Origin of the sequence: Pikeienuella piscinae, assembly GCF_011044155.1 — a bacterium.
Classification (GTDB): domain Bacteria; phylum Pseudomonadota; class Alphaproteobacteria; order Rhodobacterales; family Rhodobacteraceae; genus Pikeienuella; species Pikeienuella piscinae.
Genome location: NZ_CP049056.1, coordinates 284,486 through 298,304, shown reverse-complemented (window position 1 = coordinate 298,304; position 13,819 = coordinate 284,486). Strand labels below are relative to the sequence as shown.

The window sequence follows — 13,819 nt, the reverse complement described above, 5'->3', positions numbered from 1 at the left end:
CCGATCACTCCATACTGCAGTGCAACATTCGGAACTTCTCAATCCCACCGCAATCCTTGATTCGCATTGATCTCGATCAATGTTGCCATGCAAAAGCCGGTCTATTGCGACTGCGAAGCCAGACGTTAAGTAAGTGCAGAAGCCGCCGACGGCCCAATTTTGTGGAGAATGCTATGGCTACCGCGATGCGCAAGAAAGCTGGGTCCGAAGTCAGTCAGGCGCGGCCCCATTCAAGTCAGCCTGCAAGTCAGGCTGCGCCGACGGCGCGCCCGGCGGGCGCCACGGTCGCCGATTTCCATGAGGGATCGCAGGTCGCGGAAATGATCGATCGCGCCACGCACGCCGGGCTGGCCCGCCTCACCCTCGGTCTGTCTCCAGCGGCTCTGATGGGCTCCTGGGCCGATTGGGCGGTTCATCTGGCGATGTCGCCCGGCAAGCAGATGCATCTCGTTGAGGAAGCCGTCCGCAAACAATCTCGTCTCCGCCAGTACGCGATGCGGTGCGCCACCTCGCAGGACGACGCCCCGGCTTGCATCGAACCACTCCCTCAGGATCGGCGATTCCGCGCTGACGCCTGGAACAAACCGCCGTTCAATCTGATCTACCAGAACTTCCTGTTGAACCAGCAATGGTGGCATAAGGCGACGACCGGCATTCCCGGCGTGACGCGTCAACATGAAAACGCGGTCTCTTTCGCGGCGCGGCAAGTCCTCGACATGTTTGCGCCATCCAACTTCCTGCCGACAAACCCCGAACTGATCGAAAGGACCGTCAACGAGGGCGGGAAGAACCTCTATCGCGGCTTTCTGAATTTCATCGAGGACTACGAGCGTGTCGTCGCGCAACGCCCGCCCGCCGGAGCCGAGGCGTTCCGGGTCGGTGAAAATCTCGCCACGACGCCTGGGCGGGTGGTCTACCGCAACCGCCTGATCGAGCTGCTCCAGTATGCGCCCACAACCGAGAAAGTCAGGCCGGAGCCGGTTCTGATCGTTCCCGCGTGGATCATGAAATACTACATCCTCGATCTGAGCGAGCAAAACTCGCTGGTGCGCTGGCTCACCGATCAGGGTTTCACGGTTTTCATGATCTCGTGGAAGAACCCCGACAACCGGGATCGGGATCTCGGTATGGAGGATTACCGTGAACTCGGCGTGATGGCGGCGCTTGACGCCGTGGAGGACATTTCCGGGTCGAATAAGATTCACGCCACGGGCTACTGCCTCGGCGGGACGCTTCTGACCATCGCCGCCGCCGCGATGGCTCGCGACGGCGACGACCGCCTCGCCTCGATTTCGCTGCTGGCGGCGCAAGCCGATTTCACCGAGGCGGGAGAAATCATGCTCTTCACCAACGAGAGCCAGGTCGCCTTCCTCGAGGACATGATGTGGGAGAAGGGCTATCTCGACGCCAAGCAGATGGCGGGCGCCTTTCAGATTCTGCGTTCGAACGATCTGATCTGGTCACAGATTCTGCGCGTATACCTCATGGGCGAACGCCACCCGATGAACGACCTGATGGCGTGGAACAGCGATGCGACGAGGATGCCGTACCGGATGCACTCGGAGTATCTGCACAAGCTGTTTCTCGAAAACGAACTGGCGACCGGAAAGTACGAGGTCGCCGATCGCCCGGTGGCGCTGACCGACATCCGCGCGCCGATCTTCTCGGTCGGAACCGAGACGGACCATGTCGCGCCATGGCGTTCGGTCCACAAGATCCACCTGCTGACCGACACGGATGTGACTTTCGCGCTCACCAGCGGCGGTCACAACGCCGGGATCGTGTCGGAACCCGGTCATCCGCGCCGGCATTACCGCGTAGCGAAAACCCTTCACGGCGATCCCTATCTCGACGCGGAGACCTGGGCGGAGAAGGCGGAGATGAAAGACGGCTCCTGGTGGCGGGAGTGGGGCGAATGGCTCGGCTCGCATTCGGGAAAGCCGGTATCCCCGCCGTCGCTGGGATCGGAGCGATACGCGCCGATCTGCGACGCCCCCGGCGCCTACGTTCTTCAGAACTGAGAGTGCGCGTCATGGATTTGCTTCAAGGAAAGAAAGGCCTCGTCGTCGGCGTGGCCAACGAACACTCCATCGCGGCGGGTTGCGCCAAGGCGTTCCACGAGGCAGGCGCGGACCTCGCGCTCACCTATTTGAACGACACCGCGAAACCCTATGTCGAGCCGGTCGCGCGGGCGGTCGGCGCCGCGATCCTCGAACCGCTCGACGTGACCGAGGATGGCGCGCTGGAAAGCCTGTTCTCACGAATCGGGCGCGAATGGGGCTCGTTGGATTTCCTGCTGCATTCGATCGCGTGGTGCCCGAAGGACGACCTTCACGGCCGCGTTGCGGACTGCTCACGCGAAGGTTTCGCCGAAGCGATGGATGTCTCCGTCCATTCCTTCATTCGCATGGCGCAGCTGGCCGAGCCGCTGATGAAACAGGGCGGCTGTTTTCTGACCGTCAGCTATTACGGCGCGGAGAAGGTGGTGGATCACTACAACATCATGGGGCCGGTGAAGGCCGCCCTGCAGGCCACCGCGGAGAACCTCGCGGCGGAACTCGGGCGCAAGGGGATCCGCGTCAACGCTCTCTCGCCGGGGCCACTCAAGACGCGCGCCGCCTCGGGGATCGCCCATTTCGACGCGCTGATCGACGAGGCGAGGGAGCGTGCGCCAACCGGCAGGCTCGTCACGATCGAGGAGGTCGGCGCCGTGGCGGTCTGTCTCGCCTCGGATCATGCCCGCTCCGTCACAGGGAACGTCGCCTATGTCGATGGCGGCTACCACGTCATGTCATGAGGCGCGTTGTGAACGAGATGCAATATGTCGAGAACAGAACCTTCGATGAGATCTCCCTGGGCGACTCGGCGGAGATCACCCGCACTCTGACGCCGCAAGACATCGATCTGTTCGCCATCGTATCGGGGGATATCAACCCCGCTCATCTCGATGAGGATTACGCCCGAACAGACATGTTCCACGAAGTGATCGCTCACGGCATGTGGGGCGGCTCGCTGATCTCGGCGGTGCTCGGCACCGAACTGCCGGGGCCGGGAACGATCTATCTCAACCAGTCGCTGAACTTCCGGCATCCGGTAAGTCCGGGCGACACGATCACCGCACGAGTCACCGTGCGCGCCAAGGACGCCGTCAAGAAGCGCCTGATCCTCGATTGTGTTTGCCTCAACGCCGATGGCGAGACGGTCATCAAGGGCGAGGCCGAGGTGATCGCCCCAACGGAGAAGATCCGCCGCCCTCGCACCGCGCTGCCCGAAGTGCATCTCCACGAACGCGGCGAACGCTACCGGCGGCTTATAGAGGCGACCCGCGAACTCGAACCTGTTGTTACCGCCGTAATCCACCCCTGCGATGAGCTGTCGCTAACAGGTGCGCTGGAGGCGGCCGCGCAAGACCTGATCCGGCCGATCCTGGTCGGGCCGGAGGCCAAGATTCACGCGGCGGCGGCGGAAGCTGAAATCGACCTTGGTTCAGTGGAAATCGTCGATACGCCGCATAGCCACGCGGCGGCCGCAGAGGCCGTGGCGATGGTGCGCGCAGGTCGGGCCGAAGCCCTCATGAAAGGCAAGCTGCACACGGACGAGGTCATGCGCGCCGTGGTCAATCGCGAAACCGGATTGCGCACCGAGCGGCGCATGAGCCATGTCTATGCGCTTGACGTGCCGACCTATCCCAAACCGCTATTCGTCACCGACGCCGCGATCAACATATATCCCGACCTCGACGCCAAGCGCGACATCGTTCAGAACGCCATCGATCTCGTCCGCGCGCTTGGCGTGGAGACGCCGAAAGTCGCTCTTCTCTCGGCGGTCGAGACGGTCAACGCCAAGATCAGTTCGACCGTGGACGCGGCCGGGCTCTGCAAGATGGCAGAGCGCGGGCAGATCACCGGCGGCCAGCTCGACGGGCCGCTCGCCTTCGATAACGCCGTCTCGCGCATGGCGGCCATGACGAAGGGAATCGTCTCCGCCGTCGCGGGCGACGCCGACATTCTCGTCGCCCCCGATCTGGAGGCGGGAAACATGATCGCCAAGCAGTTGCTCTATCTCGCAGGCGCAGACGCGGCGGGGCTCGTTCTCGGCGCGCGGGCGCCGATCATGCTGACAAGCCGCGCGGATGACGTTCTTGCGCGCCTCACCTCGGCGGCGCTGGCGCAACTTTACATCCGACGCAAGAACCTGGATGCGCCATGACAGACGTCATCGTGACCGCGAACTCGGGCTCGTCGAGCCTGAAGTTCGCTCTTTATCCCGCCGAAGCGGGCGCGCGAAAGCCGTTGCTGAGAGGTGAGGTGACCGGCATCGGATCGGCGCCCGTCCTATCGGCCAGAATGGGCGAACATGCGCTTGTCGTGACCGAACCGCTGAACGCCATTCCGGCCGACGCCACCCATGAATGGCTCATCACCCAGCTTCTGCAACGGCTGCGCGGCGAATACGTCATGTACCGACCTGTCGCCGTGGGCCACCGCATCGTCCACGGCGGGCCGACATTCGAAGGCCCGATCAGAATAGACGAAACCGTGCGGCGAAAACTCGAAGATCTCGTCCCGCTCGCGCCCCTGCATCAACCTCATAATCTCGCTGCGGTTGATGCGGTGTCGCATATCGCGCCGGAGCTTCCGCAGGTCGCCTGTTTCGACACCAGCTTTCATCACAATCAGCCCCGGCTGGCGCAACTTTTCGCCCTGCCGCGGCGTCTCAGCGACGAAGGCGTGATTCGCTACGGGTTTCACGGCCTTTCCTACGAGCACATAGCCGACGTGCTGCCGGTCTATCTGGGCGAACGCGCCAATGGACGGGTGATTGTCGCGCACCTGGGCAACGGCGCCAGCATGTGCGCCATGAACGGCCGCAGGAGCGTCGCCACCACCATGGGGTTCACCGCGCTCGACGGGCTGATGATGGGCCGCCGCTGCGGATCGCTCGACGCCGGGGTGGTGCTTCACCTGATCGAGCAGAAAGGGATGGCGGCGGCTGACGTTCACCACATGCTCTATCGCGAATCCGGGCTGCTCGGCGTGTCCGGCGTCAGCAATGACATGCGCGTGCTGGAGGCGAGTTCGGACCCGAACGCCCGCGAGGCGATCGATCTCTTCTGTTACCGCGCGATCCGCGAGATTGGCTCTCTTGCAGCGGTGCTTGGCGGGCTCGACGCGCTGGTGTTCACCGCTGGGATCGGAGAGAATTCCGCTGGAATCCGATCCCGCATCGCCGAAGGCGCGAAATGGCTTGGCGCCGCGCTTGACGCGGAGGCGAACAAGCGCGGCGAGACAGCATTTCATTCGAACGATAGCCACGTCGCCTTGCTGAGAATCGACACCGACGAGGAAGGCGTGATCGCCCGGTCGGTCGCGCATGCGCTGGAGCAAGGCGGCGCATGCGCTTGAGGCCATTACGGGCAGAATAGATCGAGGGGTTCGTCGGAATCGAAATTCAGGAACGGCGCCGCAAACTCTGATCCGTCCGGCGACCGCTGACGACCGGCATCCGCTGCAAGCCGGATTCGGGCGTCACTCCGACAATTCGCGCTATTTCCAGTTCATGGCGATCAAGGAAGAATTGCGCGAACTGACCCGAATTGCTTTGCAGGCGCATGGTGAGGATCATGCCGCCATCGGCGCGCTCGACCCTTGCGCCACGCCACCCGAGCCGGGCGGAATCGCACGGTATGTCCGCCTGACGGTCGACCTTCTCCTGACGATCAGTCCGCCCCGGCGACGCGCCGCGCCTCGCTACGGTTACGGGCCCGGAGAGCCTCGAATCCGACGATCACGTCCAGAAGCTCGGTTGTGATCTCGCTCTGGCGAACCGAGCGAGTTTCCGACCGCAGATCCTCCAACCGTTCGTCCACCGACTGTTCGGCCTGCTGCATCCGCGCCAGACGCGCCGCGTTCTCGGTCATCAGGGCCTCGGCCGCGGCGCGGTGGACGGTCGCGTAGAGGAGGTTGCGGACCAGCGCCGCCAGCAGGGCCGGCGCAGCCATAGAGAATTGCGGCAAACTGCGTGAGGTCCAGGGCCGCGCCGCCAGTTCCTCCAGCATCCCCTCGTCCAGCGGTAGCAGCGGCAGGGCAACCGGCGCCTGACGACCATGGGCGGCGCGCTGCGTGTAGATCAGCGTGACGCGGTCGTCTCCGCGCATGCGCTCCAGCCGCGTGACCAGTTCGCCCGCCAGCCGGTTCAGACCGTCGGCGTTTGCCGGCGGCAGAAGCGTCACTTCGGGCGCCATCTTCTCGCCGCGCAGCGCATCCTCCATCTGCGCTCCGACGCAAAGAACCCGGACCGTCTCACCCGGCGCGACATGACGTCGGGCCTCCATCGCCAGAACCTCGTTATAGGCGCCGCAAAGCCCGTGATCGGACCCCATCACGACCAGGATGGACCGGTCATCCGGAGGCGTGTCCTGCGCCAGCGGGCCGTTCAGATGCAGGAAGGCGTGCAGCCCACCCAGAACGGTGTCGCGCCAGGCGTCGATGGCCCGCGCGGCCTGTTCATAGGGGGCCGCGTTGATCGCGGACATCGTTTTCATCGTGCGCACGATACCGCGAATGCTCTGCATCGTATCAGTGCGACGAGTGAGGCGCTCAAGCGTCTGAACCATGAGGATCCTCCCTCCCTTCGGCATTCATCTGGCCGCGTTCCCCGATCGCCGCGCGCGCTAGGTCGACGATGCGCGCGCGGTCCTGGTCGTCCAGCCGCCGACCGGACGCGATCATTTCGCGCGCCGCATCCCCATCGTCGCGAAGCGCGGCGCGGATGGCGCCGGTCGCCGCCGCCAGCGCCGGTTCGTCCATGCCGTCGAACAGCCCCTCCATCGCCGCGATCAGGACTGCGAGTTGATCGCTGGCGGGCATGGGTTCGCGTTCAGGCTGGCGCAGAGCGGCGCGCACGGCGGCGCCGCGCGACAGACGCGCGCGCGTCTCATCGTCCAGCCGCGTGCCAAAGCGGGCGAATTCCTCCAACTCCTCGAATTGCGACAGGGTCACGCGCAGGTTGCCCGCCACTTCGCGTAGCGCAGGGGCCTGCGCTTTGCCGCCGACGCGGCTGACCGACACGCCCAGATCGACAGCCGGAAACTGGTTCTTCCGCACCAGCCGGGGCGACAGGTAAATCTGTCCGTCGGTGATCGAAATCAGGTTCGTCGGGATATAGGCGGAAAGGTTCGCCGCCTGCGTCTCGACCACCGGAAGCGCGGTGATGGAGCCGCCTCCGGCGCCCGGCCCGAACTGCCCCGCGCGTTCCAGCAGCCTGGCGTGGACATAAAAGATGTCGCCCGGAAACGCCTCTCGTCCCGGCGGACGGCGCAGCAAGAGCGACAGTTCACGATAGGAATGGGCGTGGCGCGTCAGGTCATCCAGCACGATCAACACGTCGCGCCCGTCGGCGGCCAGCGCCTCGGCCATGGACATGGCGGCATAGGGCGCGACATAGGCCTGGCCCGGCGTCTCCTCGTCGCCCGCAGACATGACGATGGTGTTTTCCATCACGCCGCCGTCGCGCAACGCGCCGATAACCTTGGCGACGGCGTCGCCGCGCTGGCCAATGGCGCAATAGATGCACAAGACGCCGGTGTCCTTCTGGTTCAGGATGGCGTCGATGGCGATGGAGGTCTTGCCGGTCTGCCGGTCGCCGACGATCAGTTCTCGCTGCCCCATGCCCACGGGCACGGCGGCGTCGATGGCCTTGAGCCCCGTCGCCAGCGGACGCGTCACAGGCCTTCGATCGAGAATGCCAGGCGCGTCGACCTCGATGGGGCGGAAAAGATCGGAGCCGATCGGCCCGCGATCGTCCCGTGGCCGCCCGAGACCATCCACGACCCGGCCTAGCAGCCGGGAGCCAACCGGGACGCTGACCACCCGGCCCGTCCGGCGCACGTCGGCCCCCGGCGCGACCGCTTCCGACGGGCCCAGCAGCACGACGCCAAGACGGTCCTGCTCAAGATCAAAGACGATGCCGGACAGCCCGCCGCCGAAGTCCAGAACCTCGTCCACCAGCGCGCGCGCAAGGCCGGTGACGATGGCGATGCCATCGCCGATCTCGGCGACCGTTCCAATCTCGCTCAGGTGCGGTTTGGGCGCAGGGGCGTCGAGCACCGCCTGAAGCAGATCGTCTGTGCCGTCGCGGAGAGAATCATGCGGCACCGGCGCGCCCCTTTCGTGCTCCGGCGTCGTCCAGAATGGCTTGCAAGCCATCGACATAGTCGTCCACGGTCCAGCCGAGCTGCGCCCCTCCCAGCCGCAGCGACAGGCCGGCCGATCGCCCCGGCTCGGTCGCATAGCGCACCTGCGTTCCGGGCAGCGCGCCGACGACCGCTTCGTTGATCCGCGCGCGCAGTTCCTCAGGCAGCGTCCCGCTGGTCGTCACGACCGCCTCGCGGCTGTCGCCCGCCGCCGCCTTCAGATCGCCCGCCATACGCGCGAGGCGCGAGACGGTGCGAGCGACGACGCGCTCTTCCAGCGTCTCGTCCGACAAATCGCCGAGCGCCTTGCGCGTCAGGGCGACCAGCGCCGCCGCCCCCTTGCGGTGCAGCCGTTCGGTGTAGCGGCGGGCCTCCTGCTCGCGCTCGGCCTCACGGGCCTCCTGTTCGCTCGTCAGTCGCGCGCGCGCGGCCGACAGCATGGCGTCACGCTCGGCCTTCGCTTCGCGATGGGCCTGTTCCAATGCTTCCTCACGCGCCGCCTTCAGGCGCTGGATTTCCGCCCGGTGTTCGGCCGCAGCCTTTTCAGCCGACTCGCACACGCGCGCAGCCTCGGACATACGTTCGGCGATCTGGCGTTCACGCGCGTCGATCCCGTCCAGGATCGGGCGATAGAGGAACCGTTTCAGCAGCCACACCAGAACCAGAAAGTTGATCAGCTGGGCCGCGACGGTGATGCTGTCGATCGACATTTTCAGCCGCCCGCGCCCTGCCCCGCAGACTCCAGAGCCGCGTTCCAAAACGGATTGGCGAAAAGCAGGATCATCGCCACCACGAAGCAGTAGATGGCGGTGGATTCGATCATCGCGAGGCTGACGAACAGCGTGCGCGACAGGGACGAGGCGGCGTCCGGCTGCTGCGCGATGGACGACAGCGCGGAGGCCGCGGCACGCCCTTCGCCCAAGGCCGGGCCGAGTGCGCCGAAGGAAACCGTCAGACCGGCGGTGAAGATCGAGATTGCGGCGATGATGGCGAGATCGGTCATGTCTGCTCCTGTGCGGGGAGGGATGAGCTGTCGGGCGGCGTGGTGGCCGAAGAGATGTAGACAATGGCTAGAATCGCGAAAATGTAGGCTTGGACGACGCCGGTCAGCAGGCCCAGCATGTCCATCACCACCGGAAAGAAGAACGGCGCGACGCCCAGCAGGATCGCGGCGATCACCGCACCGCTCATCACATTGCCGTAGAGCCGGATCGCCAGCGATACCCCGCGCGAGAACTCGCCGATGATGTTGAAAGGCAGCATGATCACGTTCGGCTCCACATAGCTGTGCAGATAGCCGCCGAGGCCGCGGCTGCTGATCCCGAAAAGCGGCGCCGCCACCAGCACCGCCAACGCCAACGCAGCTGTCGTGGACAGCGATGCCGTGGGCGAACGCCAACCGGGCACGATCATCAGCAGGTTGGACGTCACGATGAACAGGAACAGCGTGCCTGCGAAATAGAGCAACCGGCGATCGGGTCGCGCGCTGATCTCATCAATCTGGCTTTGAATGGTCAGCACGATAGCTTCGAGCGTGGTGCGCCAGCGGTCCGGGGGCACATCGGGGCGCAGGTTCCGGGTGATCAGGACCGAAACGGCTGTCAGGATCGCCATGACGATCCAGGTAAAGAGGATCGTGGCGTTCAGAGCGAAGCCGCCAACCGTAAGGACGATTGTGTCGTCGGGCGTCAGCTCCATCACGTCACCTCGTCGCCGGCGCGCAACGTCGCCAGCAGCGCCAGCCGCATCGCGAGGAACGCGAGAGCGAAGCCGACGCCCGCCGCCATACCCTGCGCGGCCACCCACCAGCCCACGCCGAGCAGCAGCGCGATGCGCAACGCCGCGCTCGCCAGCAGGACCGAAACGGGACGCGCGGCGCGCAGCGCCAGCCGCATCCCCCACGCAAGCCCAGCGAAGAACAGCGCGGCGGCCATCGCCCCGGCCAGCAGACCTAACCCGAACAGGCCGAAATCCAAGACTGGCGTCATCATTCGCTCTTCTCCCTGTCGATCCAGGCCCATGCGATGGCGACGCCGATCACGACGCCGCCGAGAATCAGCGCGATGGTCCATGAAAAATCCTGCGGCCGCGTCCGGTCCAGCCAAAGGCCCAGAAACGCCCCGGCGACCGTCGGAACGGCGATCGCCCAGCCGATCGTTCCAAATACCGCGACCCCGCGCAGAGGACTGGGCCCCGGATTGTCGCGCGCGGTCTTCTTGCGCGCCGCGCTGTGGCCGATCTCGTCGACCTGCTTGCGGTTCCGGTCCGTCATGGTTGCGGAGCCTGTCGCAACCCGGCGAAGCGGCGCACCATGTCCGCCTCCAGTCGCGATAGAGCGGACCGGGCGACGCGCTCGTCGTCCTCGACCGCTTCGAAGGCCTCGCGGACGGTCTGGCGCAGCGTCGCCAGGTCGGAGCTTTCGACCCCGCGCCGCACTGCGACGTCGACGGTATGGCCGGTCTTGACCAGCAGCCCTTCGTCGACGCCAAAAATCCGCTCGGTCCCGTCGGGCTGCGTGATCAGCAGAACCGAAGGCGCCAACGCTGTGACGAAATCGACGTGGTTGGGCAGGATTCCGAACGCACCGTTTTCCGCCACTGCGTTCAGGCGCGCCGCAGCCCCTTCGAACAGCGTGCCGCCGGGCACCCGGACATTCACCTGCATCTCCGCCGCCAAGCTCATGCGGCCGCCTCCGCATCGGGCAGCGCGCCGATCATGTAGTAGTCGCTCTCCGGTCGCTCGAAGCTGGTCTGGCCCAGGATCGTTTCGCAACCCGCCAGAGTCCCCTCCAGCGGCACCAGTTCGCCGCCCTCGCCCGTCGAGGCGCTGACCGTGGCGAAGGGCTGGGTCAGGAACCGCTCCAGCCGCCGCGCGCGGGCGACGACGGCGCGATCGTGGGCGGACAGTTCCTCGATTCCGAGCATGGCGATGATGTCGCGCAGGTCCTCGTATTCCGCCAACGTCCTGCGCACCGCTCGCGCGATGTCGTAGTGGCGCTGGCCCACGACGCCGGGGGTCAGCATGACCGAAGACGAAGCCAACGGATCGACCGCAGGATAAAGCCCCTCGCTCGCCCGCTTGCGCGACAACACGACCGACGCGGAGAGATGCGAGAAGATATGCGCCGCCGCGGGATCGGTGAAATCGTCGGCGGGAACATAGACCGCCTGGATCGACGTGATCGCGCCGCGTCTGGTGGAGGCGATACGCTCCTGCAACGTCGCCAGTTCGGTCGCCAATGTCGGCTGATAGCCGACGCGGCTGGGCATTCGCCCCATCAGGCCCGACACCTCAGATCCCGCTTGCACGTTGCGGAACACGTTGTCGATCAGCAGCAAAACGTCCTGCTCGCGGTCGTCGCGGAACCATTCGGCCATGGTCAGCGCCGTCTTGCCGACAAGGAACCGGACGCCGGGGCTTTCGTTCATCTGGCCGAACAGCATCACCATCCGGTCGCGCACGCCGGCCTCGCCCATCTCGCGCCAAAGCTCCTCAGCCTCACGCGAGCGTTCGCCGATTCCGCAGAACAGGCTGACGCCGTGGTGATGTTCGACCGTGTTGTGGATCAGTTCGCTCAGCAGCACGGTCTTGCCGACGCCCGCGCCGCCGAACAGGCCAGTCTTGCCGCCCCGCTCGATGGGCGCCAGCAAGTCGATCGCCTTGATTCCGGTCTCAAGCACTTCGGCGCGCGTCACCCGGTCGGACAGGCGCGGCGGCGCCCGGTGGATCGACCGGCGTTCTTCGGCGACGGGTGGCGGCAAGCCGTCGATCGGCGCGCCGAACACGTCAAGCATCCGGCCCAGCACCGCCTCGCCGACCGGCGCCATGACGGGGCCGCCTGTCGCGCGCACGACCGCGCCCAGCCCGATCCCGCGCGCGGAAGCCAACGCAATGCATCGCGCCGCGCCGCCTTCGACGAACGACATGACCTGCAAGGCCACGTCGCCCGCATAGAGCAGATCGTCGATATGCGGCCCGTCGCCCGGAGACACACCGGGAAACACCACGTCGACGATGCCGCCGCGCGCCGCGACGACGCGACCTTCAGCCATGGCCTTGTCAGGAGCGTCGGCCATGGCTCAGCCCTCCGCCCTGCCCTTATCGAACGGGCGCCGCGCCGCCATGATGCGAACGAAGTTGTCGGCGGTGATCGCCGCCACCATGTTCCGCAGACGTTTCATACGCCTTTCCCACCGGATTCGATGGGCCGACCCGCCCCCAGAGACATTGGCGACGCCATCCGGGCCAACCCCACGGTTTCACGGCGCAACCGCAACGCCAGCCCGACGATGAGCCCGCCAAACAGGATCGCGTAGAATCCGATCAGCCAGATCACCGAAAGGATTCCGGCTTCCGGAACGACAAACAACAGTACACCGAACAGGATCGAGAGCGCGCCGCTCACGATCAGGAACCATTCCCCCCGAATTTCACGGCGCATCCAGATCGCCAGCGCAATCCTGAGGGCGCCGCCGATGATCGCCCATGTCGCGATGATCATCAGCAGGACGAACGCCGTAACCCCGGGAGCGAGGAACGCCAGCAGCCCCAAGACGACGCCCAGCGCGCCTTCCAGCGCCCCAAGCCACCAGTGCGGCAGCCAGCCGCGGCTGCGGATCGCGTGCGCCAGGCCGAATGCGCCATCGACAAACACGTAGGCGCCGAACAAAGCGATCAGGACGGTCAATGTCAGTGTCGGCCAGACGAAAGCGGCGACGCCGAATGCGATGGCGACGATCCCGCGCAGCAGGAACAGCCACCAGCCGCGGTTCGGATATCCTGTCAGCTCATTCATTCCTCGTATCCTTTGCAATTGCGGTCCGCTCACGCGCTCCCGCCTCTGCGCGCCTCGAAAGCGAAGGCGGGCCGCCATCCATAGGTTGAAAGTCGAGTGAGGCGCTCATGTCTCGTCCTCTTTTCGGCAGTCGCCTCCGCAGGACCCGCGCACGAACGTCGCCCCGCTTTCAGCCCGTATCGTCGCCAGAAGCGATCGTCGCATTGACCTCGGTCAAAAGCCGTTCCGGGTATTTCGCCGCGAGACCGGCCATCGCCGCACGAGAGCCGCGCCTCGTGACCCCGGCGCGGCACGCCCTGCGCCGAGGGTGCTATCGGCGGGAGCCGCCTGACGATCCGCCGCGCTGAAAGCTGCGTTCTTCGCGCGGCGCGATACGGCGGCGCGCCCTTAGCCCTCGACAACGCGGTTGATCATCGCCACTGGGCGTGACGCTACGGGGATGGCCGTCGATTCGCTTCGCGCCGGTGCGATAGGCTTTCCCGAGAAACCCCATGACGGCTCCAAGCTGCTCACGCGGATCGGCGCCGCGATGAGGGCGGTGAGCGTCGCCGGTCCCGAGCAATTGTTCTTTCGCCGCCGATTCGATGGCCTGACGCCGTGCGAGATGGGCGTGATTGTCGAGGCGGTCGCCGGACATTCCTGCAAGGCCGCCGCGCACCGACTCGGCCGCGGCGCGAAGACGGTCCAGAACCATTGGGCGCTGTGATGGAGCAGACCTGCGCGACGAACATCCCGCATCTGGCTCGGTCGGCGATGAAGGTCGGCCATGATCCCGAAACCGCTGTACGCGCGGATCGGGCTTATAGGGGATACCCCTCATACGGGAATCT

At 65.7% G+C, this 13,819-nt stretch carries 16 protein-coding genes; 5 read left to right on the top strand and 11 right to left on the bottom strand.

What is annotated here, in order from left to right:
- Positions 1-173 precede the first annotated feature (173 nt).
- From G5B40_RS01415 to G5B40_RS01400, 4 genes are read left to right on the top strand one after another with little or no spacing between them, the layout of a single operon-like run.
- On the top strand, positions 174-2,021 hold the full coding sequence (locus G5B40_RS01415; RefSeq protein ID WP_246209675.1) for a PHA/PHB synthase family protein: 1,848 nt from the start codon (positions 174-176) through the stop codon (positions 2,019-2,021).
- Positions 2,022-2,038: 17 nt separating this feature from the next.
- Positions 2,039-2,797 (top strand): enoyl-ACP reductase FabI, encoded by a 759-nt coding sequence (fabI, locus tag G5B40_RS01410; RefSeq protein WP_211907448.1) that lies wholly within the window; start codon positions 2,039-2,041, stop codon positions 2,795-2,797.
- 17 nt (positions 2,798-2,814) lie between these two features.
- On the top strand, positions 2,815-4,209 hold the full coding sequence (locus G5B40_RS01405) for a bifunctional enoyl-CoA hydratase/phosphate acetyltransferase (RefSeq protein WP_165103107.1): 1,395 nt from the start codon (positions 2,815-2,817) through the stop codon (positions 4,207-4,209).
- Positions 4,206-5,405 carry an acetate/propionate family kinase gene (locus G5B40_RS01400; RefSeq protein WP_165094120.1) on the top strand — a complete coding sequence of 400 codons (1,200 nt, stop codon included), beginning with the start codon at positions 4,206-4,208 and terminating at the stop codon, positions 5,403-5,405. Before G5B40_RS01405 ends, G5B40_RS01400 begins: the two co-directional genes overlap by 4 nt.
- Positions 5,406-5,451: 46 nt before the next feature.
- Here G5B40_RS01400 and G5B40_RS01395 read toward each other — a convergent pair whose 3' ends face one another.
- The 11 genes from G5B40_RS01395 to G5B40_RS01345 all read right to left on the bottom strand — a co-directional run bounded on the left by G5B40_RS01395 (position 5,452) and on the right by G5B40_RS01345 (position 12,989).
- Positions 5,452-5,625, bottom strand: a complete 174-nt coding sequence (locus tag G5B40_RS01395; RefSeq protein ID WP_165094117.1) for a hypothetical protein — start codon at positions 5,623-5,625, stop codon at positions 5,452-5,454.
- Between the two features lie 94 nt (positions 5,626-5,719).
- On the bottom strand, positions 5,720-6,616 hold the full coding sequence (locus G5B40_RS01390; RefSeq protein WP_165094115.1) for a F0F1 ATP synthase subunit gamma: 897 nt from the start codon (positions 6,614-6,616) through the stop codon (positions 5,720-5,722).
- Positions 6,600-8,156 carry a F0F1 ATP synthase subunit alpha gene (locus tag G5B40_RS01385; RefSeq protein ID WP_246209674.1) on the bottom strand — a complete coding sequence of 519 codons (1,557 nt, stop codon included), beginning with the start codon at positions 8,154-8,156 and terminating at the stop codon, positions 6,600-6,602. Before G5B40_RS01385 ends, G5B40_RS01390 begins: the two co-directional genes overlap by 17 nt.
- Positions 8,146-8,904, bottom strand: coding sequence for a F0F1 ATP synthase subunit B family protein (locus G5B40_RS01380; protein ID WP_165094109.1), 759 nt, complete (start codon positions 8,902-8,904; stop codon positions 8,146-8,148). The genes G5B40_RS01385 and G5B40_RS01380 overlap by 11 nt, the downstream gene beginning before the upstream one ends.
- 2 nt (positions 8,905-8,906) lie before the next feature.
- Positions 8,907-9,197, bottom strand: coding sequence for a F0F1 ATP synthase subunit C (locus G5B40_RS01375; protein ID WP_165094107.1), 291 nt, complete (start codon positions 9,195-9,197; stop codon positions 8,907-8,909).
- Entirely contained in the window at positions 9,194-9,892 is a 699-nt protein-coding gene (locus G5B40_RS01370) for a F0F1 ATP synthase subunit A (RefSeq protein WP_165094104.1), read from the bottom strand. The genes G5B40_RS01375 and G5B40_RS01370 overlap by 4 nt, the downstream gene beginning before the upstream one ends.
- Positions 9,892-10,185: an N-ATPase subunit AtpR gene (locus tag G5B40_RS01365; protein ID WP_165094102.1), complete on the bottom strand. Its 294-nt coding sequence runs from the start codon at positions 10,183-10,185 to the stop codon at positions 9,892-9,894. Before G5B40_RS01365 ends, G5B40_RS01370 begins: the two co-directional genes overlap by 1 nt.
- Positions 10,182-10,466, bottom strand: coding sequence for an AtpZ/AtpI family protein (locus G5B40_RS01360; protein WP_165094099.1), 285 nt, complete (start codon positions 10,464-10,466; stop codon positions 10,182-10,184). The genes G5B40_RS01365 and G5B40_RS01360 overlap by 4 nt, the downstream gene beginning before the upstream one ends.
- On the bottom strand, positions 10,463-10,876 hold the full coding sequence (locus G5B40_RS01355) for an ATPase (protein WP_165094096.1): 414 nt from the start codon (positions 10,874-10,876) through the stop codon (positions 10,463-10,465). The genes G5B40_RS01360 and G5B40_RS01355 overlap by 4 nt, the downstream gene beginning before the upstream one ends.
- Positions 10,873-12,270 carry a F0F1 ATP synthase subunit beta gene (gene atpD, locus G5B40_RS01350; RefSeq protein ID WP_165094093.1) on the bottom strand — a complete coding sequence of 466 codons (1,398 nt, stop codon included), beginning with the start codon at positions 12,268-12,270 and terminating at the stop codon, positions 10,873-10,875. Before atpD ends, G5B40_RS01355 begins: the two co-directional genes overlap by 4 nt.
- Positions 12,271-12,371: 101 nt before the next feature.
- Positions 12,372-12,989, bottom strand: coding sequence for an HdeD family acid-resistance protein (locus G5B40_RS01345; RefSeq protein ID WP_165094090.1), 618 nt, complete (start codon positions 12,987-12,989; stop codon positions 12,372-12,374).
- A 439-nt stretch (positions 12,990-13,428) separates the two neighbouring features.
- On the opposite strand from G5B40_RS01345, the gene G5B40_RS01340 reads away from it, so the two are divergent.
- Entirely contained in the window at positions 13,429-13,695 is a 267-nt protein-coding gene (locus G5B40_RS01340) for a response regulator transcription factor (RefSeq protein WP_165094088.1), read from the top strand.
- Positions 13,696-13,819 lie beyond the last annotated feature (124 nt).

What these genes read in the sequence shown, in the direction of transcription:
- G5B40_RS01415 (WP_246209675.1), top strand. Translation starts at nt 174, where the DNA reads ATGGCTACCGCGATGCGCAAGAAAGCTGGGTCCGAAGTCAGTCAGGCG.
- G5B40_RS01360 (WP_165094099.1), bottom strand. Translation starts at nt 10,466, where the DNA reads ATGACGGACCGGAACCGCAAGCAGGTCGACGAGATCGGCCACAGCGCG.
- G5B40_RS01340 (WP_165094088.1), top strand. Translation starts at nt 13,429, where the DNA reads ATGGCCGTCGATTCGCTTCGCGCCGGTGCGATAGGCTTTCCCGAGAAA.
- atpD (WP_165094093.1), bottom strand. Translation starts at nt 12,270, where the DNA reads ATGGCCGACGCTCCTGACAAGGCCATGGCTGAAGGTCGCGTCGTCGCG.
- G5B40_RS01345 (WP_165094090.1), bottom strand. Translation starts at nt 12,989, where the DNA reads ATGAATGAGCTGACAGGATATCCGAACCGCGGCTGGTGGCTGTTCCTG.
- G5B40_RS01355 (WP_165094096.1), bottom strand. Translation starts at nt 10,876, where the DNA reads ATGAGCTTGGCGGCGGAGATGCAGGTGAATGTCCGGGTGCCCGGCGGC.
- G5B40_RS01390 (WP_165094115.1), bottom strand. Translation starts at nt 6,616, where the DNA reads ATGGTTCAGACGCTTGAGCGCCTCACTCGTCGCACTGATACGATGCAG.
- G5B40_RS01375 (WP_165094107.1), bottom strand. Translation starts at nt 9,197, where the DNA reads ATGACCGATCTCGCCATCATCGCCGCAATCTCGATCTTCACCGCCGGT.
- G5B40_RS01395 (WP_165094117.1), bottom strand. Translation starts at nt 5,625, where the DNA reads ATGATCCTCACCATGCGCCTGCAAAGCAATTCGGGTCAGTTCGCGCAA.
- G5B40_RS01365 (WP_165094102.1), bottom strand. Translation starts at nt 10,185, where the DNA reads ATGATGACGCCAGTCTTGGATTTCGGCCTGTTCGGGTTAGGTCTGCTG.
- G5B40_RS01400 (WP_165094120.1), top strand. Translation starts at nt 4,206, where the DNA reads ATGACAGACGTCATCGTGACCGCGAACTCGGGCTCGTCGAGCCTGAAG.
- G5B40_RS01405 (WP_165103107.1), top strand. Translation starts at nt 2,815, where the DNA reads ATGCAATATGTCGAGAACAGAACCTTCGATGAGATCTCCCTGGGCGAC.
- G5B40_RS01380 (WP_165094109.1), bottom strand. Translation starts at nt 8,904, where the DNA reads ATGTCGATCGACAGCATCACCGTCGCGGCCCAGCTGATCAACTTTCTG.
- G5B40_RS01370 (WP_165094104.1), bottom strand. Translation starts at nt 9,892, where the DNA reads ATGGAGCTGACGCCCGACGACACAATCGTCCTTACGGTTGGCGGCTTC.